The sequence below is a fragment of the Vibrio qingdaonensis genome (genome assembly GCF_026191675.1).
Lineage (GTDB): Bacteria > Pseudomonadota > Gammaproteobacteria > Enterobacterales > Vibrionaceae > Vibrio > Vibrio qingdaonensis.
This window is the reverse complement of the sequence record NZ_JAKRRY010000048.1, coordinates 13,325-31,583: the sequence shown is the minus strand read 5'-3', so window position 1 is coordinate 31,583 and position 18,259 is coordinate 13,325. Positions and strand designations below refer to the sequence as shown.

General features: G+C 44.6%; 17 protein-coding genes and 1 riboswitch. Of the genes, 10 read left to right on the top strand and 7 right to left on the bottom strand.

Going from position 1 to position 18,259, the window contains the following annotated elements:
* Positions 1–437 precede the first annotated feature (437 nt).
* The 7 genes from crcB to thiH all read left to right on the top strand — a co-directional run bounded on the left by crcB (position 438) and on the right by thiH (position 7,119).
* Complete coding sequence (crcB, locus tag MD535_RS22955) at positions 438–821, top strand: fluoride efflux transporter CrcB (RefSeq protein ID WP_265677449.1); 384 nt, start codon at positions 438–440, stop codon at positions 819–821.
* Between the two features lie 54 nt (positions 822–875).
* A riboswitch (TPP riboswitch) is annotated at positions 876–976 on the top strand.
* A gap of 122 nt (positions 977–1,098) precedes the next feature.
* A complete protein-coding gene (thiC, locus tag MD535_RS22950; RefSeq protein ID WP_265677448.1) occupies positions 1,099–3,018 on the top strand; it encodes a phosphomethylpyrimidine synthase ThiC in 1,920 nt (639 codons plus the stop codon).
* Between the two features lie 19 nt (positions 3,019–3,037).
* The gene (locus MD535_RS22945; RefSeq protein ID WP_265677447.1) at positions 3,038–4,264 is read left to right on the top strand and encodes a thiamine phosphate synthase; all 1,227 of its coding nucleotides are present in this window, start codon (positions 3,038–3,040) and stop codon (positions 4,262–4,264) included.
* Complete coding sequence (locus tag MD535_RS22940; protein ID WP_265677446.1) at positions 4,255–5,028, top strand: HesA/MoeB/ThiF family protein; 774 nt, start codon at positions 4,255–4,257, stop codon at positions 5,026–5,028. Before MD535_RS22945 ends, MD535_RS22940 begins: the two co-directional genes overlap by 10 nt.
* Entirely contained in the window at positions 5,025–5,228 is a 204-nt protein-coding gene (gene thiS, locus MD535_RS22935; RefSeq protein WP_265677445.1) for a sulfur carrier protein ThiS, read from the top strand. The genes MD535_RS22940 and thiS overlap by 4 nt, the downstream gene beginning before the upstream one ends.
* A 1-nt stretch (position 5,229) precedes the next feature.
* Positions 5,230–5,997: a thiazole synthase gene (locus MD535_RS22930; RefSeq protein ID WP_265677444.1), complete on the top strand. Its 768-nt coding sequence runs from the start codon at positions 5,230–5,232 to the stop codon at positions 5,995–5,997.
* 9 nt (positions 5,998–6,006) lie between these two features.
* On the top strand, positions 6,007–7,119 hold the full coding sequence (gene thiH, locus MD535_RS22925; protein ID WP_265677443.1) for a 2-iminoacetate synthase ThiH: 1,113 nt from the start codon (positions 6,007–6,009) through the stop codon (positions 7,117–7,119).
* A gap of 86 nt (positions 7,120–7,205) precedes the next feature.
* Here the strand turns inward: thiH and MD535_RS22920 are convergent, their stop codons facing one another.
* Together MD535_RS22920 and MD535_RS22915 are read right to left on the bottom strand one after the other, a co-directional pair.
* Positions 7,206–8,999, bottom strand: coding sequence for an aminopeptidase P family protein (locus MD535_RS22920; RefSeq protein ID WP_265677442.1), 1,794 nt, complete (start codon positions 8,997–8,999; stop codon positions 7,206–7,208).
* Between the two features lie 165 nt (positions 9,000–9,164).
* Positions 9,165–10,106, bottom strand: coding sequence for a LysR family transcriptional regulator (locus MD535_RS22915; protein WP_265677441.1), 942 nt, complete (start codon positions 10,104–10,106; stop codon positions 9,165–9,167).
* 148 nt (positions 10,107–10,254) lie between these two features.
* Here MD535_RS22915 and MD535_RS22910 point away from each other — a divergent pair, with 148 nt between their 5' ends.
* Both MD535_RS22910 and tsrA read left to right on the top strand, forming a co-directional pair.
* Positions 10,255–11,403, top strand: coding sequence for a multidrug effflux MFS transporter (locus tag MD535_RS22910; protein ID WP_265677450.1), 1,149 nt, complete (start codon positions 10,255–10,257; stop codon positions 11,401–11,403).
* A gap of 101 nt (positions 11,404–11,504) precedes the next feature.
* A complete protein-coding gene (gene tsrA / locus MD535_RS22905; RefSeq protein ID WP_265677440.1) occupies positions 11,505–11,789 on the top strand; it encodes an H-NS-like global regulator TsrA in 285 nt (94 codons plus the stop codon).
* Positions 11,790–11,886: 97 nt separating this feature from the next.
* Here tsrA and MD535_RS22900 read toward each other — a convergent pair whose 3' ends face one another.
* The 4 genes from MD535_RS22900 to MD535_RS22885 all read right to left on the bottom strand — a co-directional run bounded on the left by MD535_RS22900 (position 11,887) and on the right by MD535_RS22885 (position 14,401).
* The gene (locus MD535_RS22900) at positions 11,887–12,339 is read right to left on the bottom strand and encodes a DoxX family protein (protein ID WP_265677439.1); all 453 of its coding nucleotides are present in this window, start codon (positions 12,337–12,339) and stop codon (positions 11,887–11,889) included.
* Between the two features lie 12 nt (positions 12,340–12,351).
* A complete protein-coding gene (locus MD535_RS22895) occupies positions 12,352–13,119 on the bottom strand; it encodes an HvfC/BufC N-terminal domain-containing protein (RefSeq protein WP_265677438.1) in 768 nt (255 codons plus the stop codon).
* 2 nt (positions 13,120–13,121) lie between these two features.
* Positions 13,122–13,979, bottom strand: a complete 858-nt coding sequence (gene bufB / locus MD535_RS22890; protein ID WP_265677437.1) for an MNIO family bufferin maturase — start codon at positions 13,977–13,979, stop codon at positions 13,122–13,124.
* 161 nt (positions 13,980–14,140) lie between these two features.
* Positions 14,141–14,401 carry a BufA1 family periplasmic bufferin-type metallophore gene (locus MD535_RS22885; RefSeq protein WP_265677436.1) on the bottom strand — a complete coding sequence of 87 codons (261 nt, stop codon included), beginning with the start codon at positions 14,399–14,401 and terminating at the stop codon, positions 14,141–14,143.
* Positions 14,402–14,659: 258 nt separating this feature from the next.
* Between MD535_RS22885 and uvrD the strand changes: the two genes are divergently transcribed.
* Entirely contained in the window at positions 14,660–16,831 is a 2,172-nt protein-coding gene (gene uvrD / locus MD535_RS22880) for a DNA helicase II (RefSeq protein ID WP_265677435.1), read from the top strand.
* 759 nt (positions 16,832–17,590) lie between these two features.
* Here uvrD and MD535_RS22875 read toward each other — a convergent pair.
* Entirely contained in the window at positions 17,591–18,247 is a 657-nt protein-coding gene (locus MD535_RS22875; protein WP_265677434.1) for a LysE family translocator, read from the bottom strand.
* Positions 18,248–18,259: the final 12 nt, after the last annotated feature.

Sequence of the window (18,259 nt, the reverse complement as noted above, 5' to 3'; positions counted from 1 at the left end):
CCAGAATAAATTATCAATGATGAATTTAGCTGCTAACTTTTTGCATTCACCGAATCGACAAGTGCGAATCCTGTCTTTTCCTATCCCTTACCTATATTAAAGCCAAAGAATAGTTTTATCGAAAGACGAGGTTTCTTGCGTCTGCAGTAGTTTACAGTGTTGGTACAGTCGATACTAAGGAATGGAGTCGGGTTAGCATCATCCAATCTATCGACATGGGGAGACTGCGTTTGACAGTCTTTTGCTAGCGCTGTTAATACAGGCTTAGCGATCTATTCTAAATACCACTAGAAGTGACGCATGTAACGTTTTAAATCTGTGAGATTTTGTCACTGGAGATATACTTATTATAACGACTAATTTCCAATACTAGTGTCGTAATCAGACTTCCTTCGTATATTATTACGGTATTGATTAAATTTATTGGTTAGCGAGTTATGGGACAATTTGCAATTTTGGGTTATATCGCATTAGGAGGGGCCTTTGGGGCTTGCTCCAGATATCTTATTTCCGAACTTTGTGTCGTACTTTTAGGGAGAGGGTTCCCATATGGGACACTGACGGTCAATGTCGTGGGATCCTTTATTATGGGATTACTGATTGCTGCATTTGAAGCAGAGCTAGTGGTCACAGAACCCTGGCGTCAAATTATTGGATTGGGATTCTTAGGTGCATTAACCACATTTTCTACATTCTCCATGGATAATGTCTTGCTTATGCAGCAAGGCGCCTTTTTCAAAATGGGTCTGAATGTACTGTTGAATGTGTTTTTGAGCATCACGGCAGCATGGATCGGTTTCCAGTTATTGATGAAAACTTGAGCAAGCTAACATTTGCTTCATAGCGTTATCATTGAATTTCGTTTATGATTATCGCAATACTTGTCGGAGTGCCCCTTTGGGCTGAGACCGTTTATTCGGGATCCGTTGAACCTGATCAGGCTAATACCTGCGAAGGGAACAGGAGAAAAGAATGGAATTTCCCTCTTTATCATATAGTGCATGCTGACTTTCTGCTCGCACTATTGCTGTTGATACCTCTTGTGTTCACATATCCGTCAAGCATTTATCTTTCTTATACGATAATAAAGGAAATGCTATGTCGACTCGTAAACAAACCAGGCTGGAAGCTAAACAATTTATCGACACCCTGTCGGTAACACCTTATCCGAACTCTGAAAAAACGTATATCCAGGGCTCCCGTGTAGATATACAAGTTCCAATGCGAACTATTCACCTCGCCGATAGTCTTGTTGGTGGCTCAAAATCCAACCCTGTCTTTGAAAAAAACGAATCTATTAACGTCTATGACACCTCAGGCGTATATACGGACCCCAACCACAGTATTGATCTTTACTCTGGTCTACCAAAGCTCAGAGAGCACTGGATAGATGAAAGAAGTGATACTGAAGTCCTTTCTGGTGTTACATCTAACTTTGCTCAGGAACGCTTGAATGACGAAACACTCGATGATCTTCGCTATGGACAATTACCTCGTATACGCCGAGCAAAGGATGGAGAGTGCGTCACTCAATTGCATTATGCCCGCAGAGGCATTGTAACTCCTGAAATGGAGTACATTGCTATTAGAGAAAATATGGGGCGACAAAAGATGGCTGATGAGATGTTAACTCAACAACATCCAGGGCAAAGTTTTGGCGCAAATCTACCAAAAGAAATTACCCCAGAATTTGTCCGAAAAGAGGTTGCTGAAGGTCGAGCAATTATTCCATCAAATATAAACCATCCAGAATCTGAACCAATGATCATTGGCCGCAATTTTTTGGTTAAAGTGAATGCCAACATTGGCAATTCATCGGTGTCATCGTCGATAGAAGAAGAGGTTGAAAAGCTCGTTTGGAGTACCCGCTGGGGTGGCGATACCGTTATGGATTTGTCGACCGGGCGTAATATTCATGAGACCCGTGAGTGGATTCTGCGCAATAGCCCAGTTCCAATTGGTACCGTTCCTATGTATCAAGCGTTAGAAAAGGTGAATGGTATTGCTGAGGACCTAACATGGGAAGTGATGAGAGACACGTTAATAGAGCAGGCTGAACAAGGTGTTGATTACTTTACGATTCATGCCGGGTTACTCCTTCGTTATGTTCCTATGACAGCAAAGCGTGTCACGGGTATCGTCTCGCGAGGTGGGTCTATTATTGCCAAGTGGTGTTTAGCACACCATACAGAAAGTTTCCTTTATACCAACTTTAAGGAGATCTGTGAGATTTGTGCTAAGTATGATGTTGCGCTGTCATTGGGGGACGGGTTAAGACCAGGTTCTATCGCTGACGCTAACGACGAGGCTCAGTTTTCTGAATTACGAACATTGGGAGAGTTGACTAAAGTTGCTTGGGATTATGACGTTCAGGTCATTATTGAAGGTCCCGGTCATGTACCTATGCACATGATAAAAGAGAATATGGAAGAGCAACTAGAGCACTGTCACGAAGCTCCATTCTATACATTAGGCCCTTTAACTACCGACATAGCACCTGGATATGACCATATTACTTCTGGTATTGGTGCTGCGATGATCGGTTGGTATGGCTGTGCCATGCTGTGTTATGTCACACCTAAAGAGCACTTAGGTCTACCCAATAAGGAAGATGTTAAGACAGGGCTTATTACCTATAAGCTTGCGGCTCATGCCGCGGATCTTGCTAAAGGTCATCCTGGCGCACAAATTCGAGATAATGCCTTGTCGAAAGCTCGTTTTGAATTTCGTTGGGAAGATCAGTTTAACCTCGCACTTGACCCTGATACTGCACGTCAATACCACGATGAAACCTTGCCTCAAGAATCAGGTAAAGTTGCTCATTTCTGTTCGATGTGTGGACCGAAGTTTTGTTCAATGAAGATTTCACAGGAAGTGAGGGAGTACGCCAAGGGTTTAGAAACTCAAGGCGATATAAACATCAAATTAATTGAAGATCCTCTAGAAGGGATGCGACAGAAATCAGAAGAGTTTCTCGCTTCTGGCGCTGAACTCTACCACCCGGCTGTGACCGAATAAAATACTATAGGAGTATTCTTTGAAAATACTATTGCCGGCCAATAGCCTCGATATTGGCATCCATTTAACGTCGATTTTGTCCGTTGCGAAACAAGCTGGTTTTGATACCTCAGCGATTTCGATGGGCACAAGTACAACGTTGCAAGTAGAGCTTGTAGGGGGACAGCGTACAACGGTTTTAGCGACTGATTTACTTACGTCTGAGTTTTCCAATGACGTTGATTATGCGCTGCTCTATCAACATCAGAAGACTAAAGCTGAACTAGCCTGCGAGAATGATTTCGCTACCAATACTCAAATCTATTTAAATGTAATAGATGAACAACAATCGATGGATGTATGGTCGTGCAATAGTGAGTCTAGCCGAGCGTTAAAGAGTGCTTCGGAAATTGAAGAGACAAGTTACCATTTATCATGGTTCATTGTTTCATTAGTGCTTGATTTCCCCATTGAGGATGCATTGGTCTTGGCTCGTGCTGGGTGTGTTTCACGTGAAACATGGCCTTGTCTGAGCCAGCACTTTCCGACACCTGTGATAGAAGACGAGTTACTTAACATACAAGTGGGTTGGGCTGTGAAGGCGAGTACAACGGCTTTTTCTGTAATGACAAAGGCTAGTCTTGGTCTCTATCCAGTTGTGGACAGCGTTGAATGGATCAAAACGTTACTTCAGTTAGGTATTAAAACGATACAGTTAAGAATCAAAAATCCTGATGATGAGCACTTAGAATCTAAGGTCAAACAGGCCATTGAGCTAGGCAATCAATATAACGCGCAGGTGTTTATTAATGATTACTGGCAACTAGCGCTTAAGTACCAGGCCTACGGTGTGCATCTTGGTCAAGAGGACATAGAAACCGCAGACCTTAGAAAGATTGCCAACGCAGGTATTCGACTTGGACTCTCTACCCACGGTTACTATGAGCTATTAAGAATTATCCAAATTAATCCTAGCTATATCGCACTAGGCCATATTTTCCCAACAACGACTAAAGATATGCCATCGCGTCCACAAGGACTGGTTCGTTTAGCGTTGTATCAGAAGCTCATTGACACCATTAAATATGGCGATTCAGTGGGGTATCCAACCGTGGCCATCGGTGGTATCGATCTAGAGACTGCTCAACCAGTATGGAGTTGTGGAGTGTCGAGTTTAGCCGTGGTAAGGGCAATAACTCAAGCTGGCGACATACCAACCGTGATAAATCAATTTTCCGGCGTAATGAGGGATCGTCAGTGGTGCTAGATAACCAGTTTCAACGTTATGTTCGACAGATCAGCGTGCCAGAGATCGCTGAGCGAGGACAAGAACGATTATTATCTAGCCACGTATTGGTGATTGGGTGCGGTGGGTTGGGGACCGCTGCCTCACTATATCTGGCTGGTGCTGGCATTGGGCGACTTGTGATTGCGGATCAAGATATTGTCGAACTCTCTAACTTGCCTCGCCAAATTGCATACCGACAGGACGATGTTGGTGCCTCAAAGGTTACCGCATTAAGACAGCAGCTATTGGCACGAAATGATGATGTTTCAATAAGAACGGTAAAGACTTTCCTTAGCGGAGCTCAATTAAAGCTTGAGGTGTCTTTGGCTGATATTGTCATCGACTGCAGTGATAACTTGCCAACTCGCCATGCTATCAACCAAGCATGTTATGAGACAAAAACGAATCTTGTCTCTGGTGCAGCAATTGGTTGGAATGGCCAGCTAACCGTATTCGGCTTTGCTAGCCAACCTTCAGCACCGTGCTATCGGTGTCTTTATCCTTTTGATGATTTATCCGCACCAATAGACTGTTCTAGTAGCGGCGTGGTAGGTCCGGTAGTCGGAATGATTGGTGTCTACTCGGCTCTTGAAGCAATCAAAATAGCCAGCGGGCGAGTTCAAAGTATTACGCCAACGATAAAAATGTTTGACGGATTTAATGGTCATTGGCAATCACTAAAATTACAACACGACCCTGAATGCAGGGTGTGTGCATCTGGTCAAAAGGAGCACGTATCATGATAACGATTCAAGTAAATGGATCATCAATGGAAGTTGCAGCCACGGCGACATTGCAGCATGTTCTCGATACATTAGCTATCGATACTCATGGTTGTGCCGTAGCGATTGATGACAACATTGTTCCACGAACCACATGGGCGTCTTTCACGCTTACATCACATATGAACATCAACGTATTTCAAGCCATTGCCGGGGGCTAACATGTTAACGATCGCAGGAAAGAACTTCTCATCTCGCTTATTTACAGGGACGGGGAAATTTGCTGATAAGTCTCTGATGGTTGACGCCATCATTGAAAGTGGTTCTGAGCTCGCAACCATGGCGCTTAAGCGTGTCGACTTAGACACACAAGAAGACGATATTCTTCGCCCCCTGATCGAGCGAGGGGTAAATTTGTTGCCTAATACATCGGGCGCAAAAAATGCGAAGGACGCTATATTTGCGGCGCATCTAGCAAGGGAAGCCCTAGGTACCAATTGGCTAAAGTTGGAAATTCATCCCGACCCTAAGTATTTACTACCGGATCCAATTGAAACGCTCCTTGCTGCTGAGCAATTGGTAAAAGATGGCTTTATTGTGTTGCCGTATTGCTCCGCGGATCCAACGCTTTGTAAGCGATTGGAGGAGGTAGGTTGCGCCGCCGTCATGCCATTAGGTGCACCAATTGGTAGTAACAAGGGGTTAGTGACACAAGACTTCTTGGAAATTATTATCGAGCAAGCGAATGTTCCTGTAGTTGTTGATGCTGGTATTGGTGCTCCTTCCCATGCGGCGCTGGCAATGGAACTCGGCGCTGATGCTGTATTGGTGAATACCGCCATAGCATCGGCTGCAAATCCTGCGCTAATGGCGAAGGCGTTTAAACTTGCTGTTGAGTCTGGTCGACTGGCTTATGAGAGTGGTTTAGCAGGTAGGGTTGATCATGCCATAGCGTCTAGTCCATTAACGTCGTTTCTGAGCAGTAATTAGGGGGCGACGATGAGCTTCGTTACTGAACATGAAAAATATGACTGGGACGATATTCGTTTATCGATTTATAGCAAGACAGCAGCAGATGTGGAGCGAGCCCTGACAAAAACCAGGCTTAACCTTGACGATTTTTCTGCGTTAATATCGCCAGCGGCAGAGCCTTATATAGAGCAAATGGCACAACGGTCTTATGCTTTGACGCGTCAGCGATTTGGCCACACGATGGGAATGTATATTCCACTCTATTTATCGAACTTGTGCGCTAACGCTTGTACGTATTGTGGCTTTTCTATGGAAAACCGAATTAAGCGAAAAACACTATCGATTGATGAAATACAAGCTGAGTCTATAGTAATAAAATCGATGGGGTTTGATAGCGTACTCTTAGTCACCGGCGAGCATGAAACCAAAGTTGGAATGCGATATTTCCGCCAGGTGTTACCCTCAATTAAACAGCACTTCAGTTATCTAGCAATGGAAGTCCAACCGTTGGATACTGATGAGTACAAGGAACTCAAGTCGCTAGGGCTTGATGCGGTTATGGTGTATCAGGAAACCTACAATCGTCGCACTTACGCTGAGCACCACCTTAGAGGGAATAAAATGGACTTTGACTACCGATTAGAAACACCCGATCGGTTAGCTCAAGCTGGCGTTGATAAAGTAGGAATTGGCTCGTTGATAGGGCTAGAAGAATGGCGCACGGACTGCTTTTATGTCGCTGCGCATCTTCAGTATTTGGAAAAGCGCTATTGGAAAACACGTTACTCAATATCTTTTCCTAGGCTAAGACCTTGTGAAGGGGCGGTACAACCAAAATCCGTAATGTCAGATAAGCAGTTGGTGCAACTTATTTGTGCCTATCGTTTATTTAACAATGAAGTTGAATTATCGCTATCGACTCGTGAGTCTCCTGAGTTTCGAGACAATGTCTATCCGCTTGGGATCACCAGCATTAGTGCAGCGTCAAAAACGCAGCCAGGGGGATATGCTAATGATGCACAAGAGCTAGAGCAGTTCGAAATAAGCGATGAACGTAGTGCACAAGAAGTCGCTGTGTCAGTTAAGCAACGTGCGATGGAGCCGGTATGGAAAGACTGGCATCAGTCCTATTCTGGGTAAATGAGAATCAGATAAAGACGAGAAAACTTTGTTTCACGTGAAACAAAAAGAGCTGCAATTGCAGCTCTTTTTGTTGATGAGCCAAGTTAGCGGTTAATTGGTAGGCAAGCTTCGCGTAACCATTCAAGAGTTTCGCCAGTCACTAACGGAGAAATATCATCAAAAACGGTTTGATGATATTGGTTGAGCCAGTTAACTTCAGCCTCGCTTAATTGGTCTAACACAATATTGCGCTTGTCGATTGGGCAGCGTGTTAGCGATTCAAACCCAAGCATGGTTAGGTCACCTTGTGTTGCTTTTTCAACGACCAATTCTAAGTTCTCGATTCGAATTCCAAACGCATCTGCTCGGTAATAACCCGGCTCATTAGATAATACCATTCCTGGTACGAGAGCGGTGTTGTTGACGACTTTTGCAATACGCTGTGGTCCTTCATGGACACTAAGGAAGTGACCCACACCATGTCCAGTACCGTGGTCGTAATCAAATCCATTTGCCCATAGGTGTTGTCGAGCCAAAATATCCAGTTGGTGTCCACACGTCCCATCCGGGAACAATGCTGACGCTAGTCCAATATGGCCCTTGAGCACGAGGGTGAATTGCTGCTTCATTTCATCGCTCGGTTGACCGATAGCAATTGTACGTGTGATGTCCGTTGTGCCATCAGGGTATTGACCGCCGGAGTCAACCAAATATAGGCTGTCATTTATTAGCGCCCCTGGTTGCTCTTGATTCATGTGATTATAGTGACACATCGCTGCGTTACCACCGGATGCAGAAATCGTATCAAAGCTTAGGTCGACAAGTGAAGTGTCTTCACGACGGAATGATTCTAACTGGTTAGACAAAGAGCCTTCATCGTGTGTCACCTTATTTTCGACTTGGTTATCCAGCCAAGAAAGAAACTTGACCATCGCCACGCCATCACGAACATGGCTGGCTTTCATGCCAGCGATCTCCACACTGTTCTTAGCAGCTTTAGGCATTAAGCATGGATCTGCGAGTGGAAGAACGATAGCACCGACACGTTCGAGTTCAAGTTGGAACCAGGCATTACTTGTACCTGAGTCTAATGACACGACTTTTCCTGCTAGTGCTGCAAGCTCTTCAGATAAAGAATCAGGGGCATGGACGGTGACACGCTCACCAACGTGTTGGTCAAACCGTTGGCGATCGGTGATCCGTGCTGAGTCAATAAAGAACTTCACGCTACCATCATCAAAGAGAATGGCATGTGATAGCAGAACAGGGAGGCGAGAAACGTCGAGACCTCGAACATTCAAAAGCCAACAAATAGAGTCTAGCTCGGTGATCACGGCAGCTGCCGCGCCGGATTGGCGTAAATTCTGACTGAGCTCACGTCGTTTATCTAAACTGGATTGTCCTACATAATCGAGAGGCATTAGCATCACATCACTAAGTTGAGGTGCAGGCCGGTCAACCCAGTGAAGATCAACAGGATTCGTGTCGCAAGGGACAAGCTGGAGTTGACCTGCTAGTTGGCTCTGTGCGCTGTGATACCAATTGCCTCGGTGCATACGTGGATCAATCCCCACTCTAGAACCTGCTGGAAGGTGCTCTAGTAGCCACGCGACTGGTGGTGTTTCAATTAAGTGGCAATATTCAAACGTCTCAGCGGGGACTTGTTTGGTCACTTGGACGGTGTAACGACCATCAACAAAAATGACAGCGCGATCTTGAGTAACCACTGCTGCACCTGCTGAACCGGTAAAGCCAGTAAGCCAGTGCAGGCGTTCATTGTGCTCAGGTACATACTCACCCAAGTACTCATCTTCATGAGCGATGACAAAGGCGTCGAGTTGATTGGATTCCAACCACGCTTGAAGTGCGGAGACTCGTTGGGATGTGAAAGGTTGCATCGTTAATTCCTTCTATTGGGCGAGTGAGCTCGGCCTACTGTTATTTGCAGTATAAGCTAGCGCTTTTGATGAACAGTTACAATCCATTATGCAGTAGACATTGTTTACGATTTTCTGAACGCCGCTTTAACGACGTAATAGGTTGTCGGTAAACGAAGTTGACAACTAACGAAGATGGAGTGTTTTCTGCTTTATGATATCAATAAGCCAATTCAGAGCGGGGTCGTTGTCTCGTTCTTTGTGCCAAAATAATGTGTATGCCATAGGAGGGAACGCTAATGGTAAGGGTAATACCACCAACCCCAATTGGTCTGCAACAAGATGAACAAAGTGCCGAGGGGCAGTAAAAATAAAATCGGTGTATGAACATAACGCCGCTGCATTATTGAAGTCAGGTACTGTAATCGCGATATCTCTCTCTTTCCCCATATCGGAGAGGCGATAATCTAGTAACCAACGGTCGCTGCCATCGCAACGTACTTGTACGTGTCGCAATGACAAATAAGCGTCTAGACTCCAAGTCTTAGACAGAATGGGGTGGTTAGCCCTAACTAAGCACATTTGATTATCTCTATACACTTCTAGTTCGCGAATATCTTCAGGCGGATACATGGTTCGAATAGCATCGCGAATATCAATATCTTTACCGGTAATGCCTAAGTCCAATTCTCCTTTCTGCATTTGTTCAAAGGTACGTTCATTCCAAGCATGTGTACTAATACTCAGGTTGGGGCCTTGGCTAAAAATAGCCGGTAAAAAATGAGGCATGATTAGTGGATAGACACTCTCTACTGCCGCAATGTGGAAGCGATATTCGCTGCTTGTTGGAGAAAACTCGGGTGGGTGAGTAATCGATTGTAAGTGACTGACTAGGGTATCAAGTTTTGGTTTTAGGTACATGGCCTTAGGTGTTGGGGCTAATCCGTGAGCTTGGCGAGTAAATAGCGGATCATTAAATAGCAGTCGTAGTTTAGCCAGTGACTTACTGACTGCTGATTGACTAACACATAGCCGGTTCGCCGCGCGAGTGACGTTGCGCTCTTCTAGCAATACGCTTAAGCATAACAGTAGGTTAAGATCGACTTTGTTTAGCGCTTCCAAATTCATGAAATGAAATTCCATTTGGGAATAATACTAATGAGTATAAACCATTTCTGTTCATATCATATTGTCGTTATTATGCGGCAATTAACATTGAGAAGAGAAGTTTCACGTGGAACAGCGTACATCAAAGATACAGATAGCGGCCTTAGTCATGTTGGTTTTCTTTAGTCCTTTAGCTATCGATATTTATCTGCCCGCATTGCCGCAAATATCGACCGCGTTCCAAGTCGACCATACTCTTGCTCAAGACACAATCACATGGTTTTTGTTTGCAATGGGTGTCGGGCAGTTATTTGCAGGCCCACTTGCTGATAAGCTCGGACGTCGAACGGTTGCATTATGTGGTATCAGCATTTATGGCTTGAGTGCTTGCTTGGCGTGGGCTGCTCAATCAATAGACTGGATGTTGGCTGCTAGGTTGCTACAAGGCTTAGGCGCGTGCGCCACATCGGTAGCGGCCTTTGCAACCGTTCGCGACCTTTATGGGCCAGAAAAAAGTGGCAAGATGATTAGCTACCTAAACGGAGCCATTTGCTTTATACCGGCCCTCGCTCCAATTCTAGGTAGTTACCTGACTCATCACTTTGGCTGGCGTGCAAATTTTAGCTTTATGGCTGGCTTTGCATTAGTGGTTGGTCTTATGGTTATCGTCAACATGAAAGAGACGAATCCAAAGCAGCAAAACGATCGCTATTTTGCACTGTCTCGCTATATTGATGTGTTGCGCACACCGACGTTTATTTTTCATGCAACGTTATGTCTACTCGCGATGGGCGTTATTTTAGCGTATGTGACGTCGGCTCCGGTACTCTTGATGGAGAATATGGGACTGAGCATGGCTGAGTTTACTTTTTGGTTTGGGCTTAACGCGGTCTTTAATATTGCTGCTTGTATGCTGGCGCCAAAATTTATGGATAAAATCGGCACCCACCAAACCTTGCAATGTGGCATCCTTGTACTGTTAGTTGCTGGTGCGCTGATGGCTCTGGGCTCGTCATTCAATACGCCATTATCGTTTATGTTGCCTGTTATTCTTGGTTCGATTGGCTTTGCATTTATTTTGGGTGCTGCAGCAGGTAAAGCGCTTGCTCCATTTGGCGATAAAGCAGGCACCGCAGCGGCGCTATTAGGCTTATTTCAAATGAGTGGTTCAGGTTTACTTGTTGGCACGATGCAGCGTACCGGGTTAGAGCCTCAGTCTATGATTGCGTTGTTAATGTGGTTGGTTCTTCCCGCTTTATTTGTCTTGCGTAGCCGCTCAGGAAAAGCGTGGCATCAGATAATAAATATTAGTGATTAGTAAAAAACGGTCAATTTGAAAACGATTTGGTTTTCCTATCGTGTAAACAGGTGTATATTTGAAGGTATATTCCTTTCTATTATTAACTGGATCGATAAAGCATGTCTTTGACTACTTACGAAATGGCTCGCATTCTTGAGCAAATGGAAGAGTCTCCAGAAAAAATCATGTTCGGTAAATTATTAACCGAACTTGGCAATCAAAGTGAAGAGCGAATCCGTAGCGCTGCAAAACAAGTACCAATTCACATGCTTAGAGATATCGTTTATCAATTTCAAAGAGTGATTGAGTCACGCAAAGGTGAACAAGTTCAATCTTTGGCAAAAGAGTTAGCAGACCAAGGTATTTCTGCAGAAGAGCTGCAGGCTTTTTTAGCAAGTAAATAACCTTGCCTCAAAATAAAAAGCCCCGTCGAGTAATCGACGGGGCTTTTTTGTGAGTGGCGATAATTCGCGTATTGTTTATCGAGTATTAAAGTCTGTATTACTCGATAACATTACGTATTATTTTATCGGCAGAGAGTGGACCAGGCCCCCAAACGACAACAATTAGAATCATTAGCCCCCAGAGCTGATGATCATAAAAACCTTGTTCCCAAAGTACGGGGTAAGAAACGACAGCGGTAATATTAAAAACAAACAGAATCGCAGCCATTGGTCGGCACAGTAATCCCAATGCCAAAAATACTGGCAGTACTAACTCCGCAGCAGTACCCATGTAAGCCGCTAGCTGCCATGGTAGGAGAGGGACGTGATACTCATATTCAAAAAGATACAAAGTACTATCCCAAGAAGCGATTTTGGTTAACCCGGAATTAAAAAACACCCACGCGACCCAAATCCGACAGAAAAGTAGTAGCAGCGGAATGAAGCCTTTTTGAAAAGTTTCGAGTGTAGAGTCATACGTTTTGAGTAAACTTGCTAGTCCATTTGTCATCGTGTTACTCCTTTAGGTTGGTTCGCCATCGCTGACGCTAAATGACGTGACTATGTTCATAGACAACAATGTAGGAACTAAAGCTAGCTGTTCTGGCGGCAGAAATCGAAGGGGCGACGCTAGCATGAGTTGCGTGATGAGCTTGCTAAGGGGTACATCAATTTCACTTAAAGTTAGCGGTTGAGTTGTACTTCCTTGTAATAAGATCATTTGAGGGCGCTCAAAATTAAGCTGGTCATAGTGGTGGTTTTCCACGGCTTGCTTAAGATCAATGAGCGCATACTGTGATGATATGACTTGGGTGCTGGGGTTCAGGAGAAGTTGAATGTCACCGTGCAGCTCTTCAGGGACATTTGCTAGCCTAATAATCGGCTGCGATTTCCCGGAGGTTATTGGCAACTCAAATCGACTAGCTTGATCAATTTTCCATTCGAAGTTAATCACGTCAAGCAGGTAGGGCACAGCACTAGTGATATGCTCAAGTGCAGCTATTGACCGTTCGAATCCAGCGCCATAATCGAGAGTATTCGCTGACTCGGGTGGATGCTGAATAATGTGATACTTCGCGATGGCACGGAAACACTCTTCTCCAACGAGAGCGAATGTGATGGGATAGGTTGCTTGTAATACTTCGCTCAGACTGATAATGAAGTTATTACGATAGATCTGAATTCGCTCTTGTGCTGAGAAGTGATCACCAATGACGCCGCACATTTGAGTTGAGGTAGCATTAAGTAACGCATGAGAAAACTGTTGTTGTATGTCGGCTAACATCTTCATGGCTATGCGCTCCTTTTTGGTATAAGCGCACTATCCTGCAATATATCGATCGCTTTATCCGCCTCTTCAAGTAATACCTTGGGTTCTGGAATATCAAGATCCCACTCAATGAGTGTTGGAGTGGGTCCGTGACGAGCTACCCAACTGCGATAGAGCTGCCAGACTTCATCACTGACGTGATCACTATGGGTATCTATCCAGATTTCACCTTGATCAAGTTGCTTCTTGGTAAATCCAGCGAGGTGGATTTCATCGACGGTACTAGCTTTTATTGCTGATAAATATTGTTGTGAGTCGTACTGATGGTTAAAGCATGAGACGTGAACGTTATTAAGATCGAGCAATAAGCGGCAATCTGTGCGGGTTTGCACCTGAGTGAGGAATTCCCATTCAGGAATAGTGGAATGTTCAAATCGCAGATAACTTGAAGGGTTTTCGATAAGTAGTGGGCGTTGCAACGCATCTTGGACTTGCAGGACGTTGCGACAAAATACGTCAAGTGCTTCTTCGGTATAAGGCAATGGTAATAGGTCATTAAAGTGGTGACCGCCATATTCACTCCAGCTTAAATGATCAGAGACCATGGTGGGTTGGATCTCATTAACCAGATTCACCAATGACGTTAAGTGCTGTTTATTCACGGTAGTGACTGAACCTAATGATAAGCCAATACCGTGACAGCTGATATCGGTATTCTGTCGGATCGCCCTTAACTGTTGCCGTGTGGATGATGTCTCGATGAAATAGTTTTCACTGTGAATCTCAAGCCAACTCGCTGCATTGCTGTGTTGTTGGAAATAGTCTAGGTGTGGGTGTCGTAGTCCCACGCCGACCCACTTGAATGCCGAGTCTCGATCCATGTCGATCTCCCTGATCAATACTTAATTGTGCATAAACTGTAGAAAACTAAAAGGGCGCTTATTGACGCCCTTTTAGGATAAAAGCTTAAGAGTAGTGTCCCGACCAAGCGGTGATACTCTGGCAGCGTGCTAAATACGCTGCTGGGCTAGCTAAGGCGCGATTAAGCCGATTCTGTGCTTCCACCAGCCAACTTACCGCATACACCCTTAGGTAACACAACAAAGGCATCGGTCTGATTGTCTTCTTTTGCTGTCCCTGCACATGAGCTCGTTTTTGTGGCGCAGTCATTTTTCCCAGCTTTCGACACGCCATAACATTTTTCTTTTTCAGCAGCGACAGCTGGCGCTGCAGTGAGCATAGTGCCACCAAGAGCGATAAGACCTGTAACAGCAGCGGTGATAGCGAGATTAGATGATTTCATAGTAAGTTCCTCGAGACTTGATCCTTGTAATTATGTCCACAAGTGGTTATTTGCCGACTTGCTTAATCAATAGGATAGGAGAGCGAGCAAAAATCTTTCAAAGAAATGCTAAATATTTTAATAAAATGTTAATTGTTATTTCATGCTTCTGATTTTAATGGGTATTTTCTGGTGTGGTAAAATTGGTTTTTTTTCTCAAACACGGAGTTGTTTGAGTTATAATCAAACAATATGTATAAATAACCAGTAGCGATGCCCATGGACCCTTCTCTTCTTCTCGACGGCCTAAATGATAAACAGCGTGAAGCTGTTGCCGCCCCTCTTGAGCACCTTTTAATACTCGCTGGTGCAGGTAGTGGTAAAACACGTGTTCTGGTGCATCGTATTGCTTGGTTGATGTCAGTTGAAGCTGCGTCTCCGTTCTCTATTATGTCGGTAACGTTTACCAATAAAGCTGCCGCTGAAATGCGTGGTCGAATAGAAGAATTAATGATGGGTAGCGCATCCGGTATGTGGAATGGCACTTTCCATGGAATTTGCCACAGAATCCTGCGCGCACATTACCTAGATGCAAAGTTGCAAGAAGACTTCCAAATTATTGACTCAGATGATCAACAGCGCTTGCTTCGCCGCTTGATTAAAGCGCAGAATCTGGATGAAAAGCAATGGCCAGCAAGGCAAGCCGCCTGGTGGATCAATGGCAAGAAAGATGAAGGGTTAAGACCATCCCATATTGATAGCTATCAAGATCCAATAACCAAAACCTACCTGCAAATCTATACCGCTTATCAGGAAGCTTGTGATCGAGCAGGGCTGGTGGACTTTGCTGAAATATTGCTTCGTGCTCACGAATTATTACGAGATAACAAATTTATTAGAGAGCATTACCAAGCTCGCTTTAAGCATATTTTGGTCGATGAATTTCAAGATACCAACAACATCCAATATGCTTGGCTACGCATGATGGCAGGGCCGGATTGTAAAGTGATGATTGTAGGGGATGATGACCAATCCATTTATGGTTGGCGTGGCGCAAAAATTGAGAATATTCAAAAGTTTCTTGATGAATATCCGGGATCTAAGACGGTTCGGCTGGAGCAAAATTATCGTTCCACAAAAACTATCCTAGAGGCGGCAAATGAGCTCATTGCTAATAACACCGAACGTATGGGCAAAGAGCTTTGGACAGACGGTAATGAAGGCGAAAAGATTTCGGTCTATTCTGCCTACAATGAGCTCGATGAAGCTCGCTTCACCGTAAGTAAAATAAAAGAGTGGCAAGAAAATGGCGGCAGTTTAAGTGACTGCGCCATGTTGTATCGTAATAACGCACAATCTCGAGTATTAGAAGAAGCATTGATTCAAGCACAGCTGCCATATCGAATTTATGGCGGAATGCGATTCTTCGAGCGTCAAGAAATCAAAGATGCGCTGAGCTACCTAAGGTTGATGGGTAACCGTAATGACGATGCTGCCTTTGAGCGTATTGTAAATACACCAACCCGTGGGCTCGGCGACAAAACCTTAGAAACCATTCGTTACGCAGCAAGGGATCGTGGCGCGACCATGTGGGATACTTGTGTGGCGTTGTTGGATGAAAAAGTCTTAGCGGGTAGGGCTGCTGGAGCCTTATCTCGTTTCGTCGAGCTGATTAATGCATTAGAAGACGACACGATGGAGTTTCCTTTGCATGAACAAACCGACCATGTCATTAAAACCTCGGGTCTGTTTGCGATGTATGAACAGGAGAAAGGCGAAAAATCCAAAGCTCGTATTGAAAACTTGGAAGAATTGGTAACTGCGACCAGGCAGTATGAGAAACCAGAAGAGGCCGACGACATGACACTGTTGACGTCGTTTCTAACTCATGCGGCACTTGAAGCTGGTGAAGGTCAGGCGGATGAGTTTGACGACGCCGTGCAACTGATGACGTTGCACAGTGCAAAAGGCTTAGAGTTCCCAATGGTCTTTATGGTCGGTGTTGAAGAAGGGATGTTCCCAAGCCAAATGTCTGCAGAGGAAGCTGGGCGTTTAGAAGAAGAGCGTCGCCTTTGCTATGTGGGTATGACCCGAGCGATGGTGAAGCTGCATATAACGTATGCAGAAATGCGTCGTTTGTATGGGCAGGATAAATATCATAAACCCTCGAGATTTATCCGTGAGCTGCCACCAACGTGCTTAGAAGAGGTTCGGATGAAGGCTCAAGTGAGTCGACCAACTAGTACTGGGCGATTTAGCCAAGCAGAAGTGAAGCAAAACTTTAATGAGACTGGGTTTAATCTGGGAGCGCGTGTTAAACATCCTAAGTTTGGTGAGGGTACCATTATTAACTTTGAAGGCAGCGGTCCACAAAGTCGCGTGCAAGTGGCATTTAATGGTGAAGGGATAAAGTGGTTGGTGACACAATACGCCAAACTAGAGCAGCTTTAGGCTTGGTCTGTAGTACCTCGATCATCATAAAAAAGCAGCCGTCGCTGCTTTTTTTATGTCGTTGATTTGCCGCAGCGCTGATGAGGGCTCTCATTCAAACCAAGATTTATCTGGGGAGCGTTTATTCTGGGCAAAGAAAAACCCCGAGGGCTTGCGCCCTACGGGGTTATGGTCTTACTCGCAGCAATCCGGCTACTATAGGTGCTCCATGCATCTAATCCATGATAGTGTGCTGTATTCCTTCAGCGTATTCCTTTCATCGCCATCCTAGCGGTGTCCTTGGCCTTATCCTGACCTGCCAACAATCCTCGTTAGCGCGCTTCACTTGTTCCTTGAGCGGTGTCCCTGACATCATCCTGATGTTAAGTCCTTTCCTCATCCAGAGGTGTCCATTGTCTTTCCTTAGTAGTAACCATCCTAGTTACTATTGCGTCCATTCAATGTCCAATTCGCTTTCCTTGCCGACTATTCATCCTGAATAACCGTATCTTCTTCCTGAAGATGCCCAAATCCCTGAGCGTTTCCTGTTCCGTGTCAGCATCCTTCCGACACAGATAATAATAAACTAGTTGGCCTATAGAACAATCACCCGTTTAAGCAAATAAGGCCAGATAGAGTAATGTAACCGTTATGTAAGTGTATACTTATCAATGGTTTATGTGCCTTTTGGGTTAAATGCTTGACGACTAAAGCGATAATGACCTACTGCTTTGTGAGAGATCTCGCACAAAGCGGATGTCGAAAAGCGTAAATGTGAGATTACAGTGAGACAGTCACTTGATACAAGATGATGAGCCCAATGCCAGAAAATAGGAATCCACACAGTGAATCTATATAAATTGAGACTGACAATAAGCGTTGTTGCAGCTTCTTAGTGGATAATGCCCAAGCTAAAAATGAGAACCAAACTAATGATAGAGCCCACAAAATAAGTAGGGCGCTGATTTTTCCTGGTATCGACATAGTCGCGGGAACTAAGCTCGACATTAGGCTAATAAAGAAGACCAGCGCTTTCGGATTGAGGATATTAGTCGTGAAGCCACGAGAAAAAGCTTGGCGACGATTGGCGAGTAATAGGCGGTCGTCGTTATTTATTACAGTTGGATCATTTTTTGCAGCCCAGCGTGAGATAACCGAGCGTAACGCGCCAACGCCTAAATATAAAAGGTATAATCCACCAGCACATTGCACTAAGGCAAATAACGTTGGATGTTGATGAATAATATAGCTCACGCCAGTTAGGCTAAAAATGGAATGGACTAAGATGCCAAATGATAGTCCAAGCGCAATATAGAAACCGGTTTGTCGCCCATATTTGGTGGCGTTTTGTACCACAAGCGCAAAGTCTGGTCCTGGGCTCATTAACGCGACAAAGTGTACCGTCGCTAGAGTCATTAAGAGGGTAATTTCATTCATAGTTTAACAATC

Bases quoted from the DNA above. Each gene is read 5' to 3' on its own strand.
- thiC (WP_265677448.1), top strand. From the start codon at position 1,099: ATGTCGACTCGTAAACAAACCAGGCTGGAAGCTAAACAATTTATCGAC.
- MD535_RS22920 (WP_265677442.1), bottom strand. From the start codon at position 8,999: ATGCAACCTTTCACATCCCAACGAGTCTCCGCACTTCAAGCGTGGTTG.
- MD535_RS22895 (WP_265677438.1), bottom strand. From the start codon at position 13,119: ATGAAGATGTTAGCCGACATACAACAACAGTTTTCTCATGCGTTACTT.
- MD535_RS22915 (WP_265677441.1), bottom strand. From the start codon at position 10,106: ATGAATTTGGAAGCGCTAAACAAAGTCGATCTTAACCTACTGTTATGC.
- thiH (WP_265677443.1), top strand. From the start codon at position 6,007: ATGAGCTTCGTTACTGAACATGAAAAATATGACTGGGACGATATTCGT.
- thiS (WP_265677445.1), top strand. From the start codon at position 5,025: ATGATAACGATTCAAGTAAATGGATCATCAATGGAAGTTGCAGCCACG.
- crcB (WP_265677449.1), top strand. From the start codon at position 438: ATGGGACAATTTGCAATTTTGGGTTATATCGCATTAGGAGGGGCCTTT.
- tsrA (WP_265677440.1), top strand. From the start codon at position 11,505: ATGTCTTTGACTACTTACGAAATGGCTCGCATTCTTGAGCAAATGGAA.
- MD535_RS22930 (WP_265677444.1), top strand. From the start codon at position 5,230: ATGTTAACGATCGCAGGAAAGAACTTCTCATCTCGCTTATTTACAGGG.
- MD535_RS22875 (WP_265677434.1), bottom strand. From the start codon at position 18,247: ATGAATGAAATTACCCTCTTAATGACTCTAGCGACGGTACACTTTGTC.
- uvrD (WP_265677435.1), top strand. From the start codon at position 14,660: ATGGACCCTTCTCTTCTTCTCGACGGCCTAAATGATAAACAGCGTGAA.
- bufB (WP_265677437.1), bottom strand. From the start codon at position 13,979: ATGGATCGAGACTCGGCATTCAAGTGGGTCGGCGTGGGACTACGACAC.
- MD535_RS22900 (WP_265677439.1), bottom strand. From the start codon at position 12,339: ATGACAAATGGACTAGCAAGTTTACTCAAAACGTATGACTCTACACTC.
- MD535_RS22885 (WP_265677436.1), bottom strand. From the start codon at position 14,401: ATGAAATCATCTAATCTCGCTATCACCGCTGCTGTTACAGGTCTTATC.
- MD535_RS22910 (WP_265677450.1), top strand. From the start codon at position 10,255: ATGTTGGTTTTCTTTAGTCCTTTAGCTATCGATATTTATCTGCCCGCA.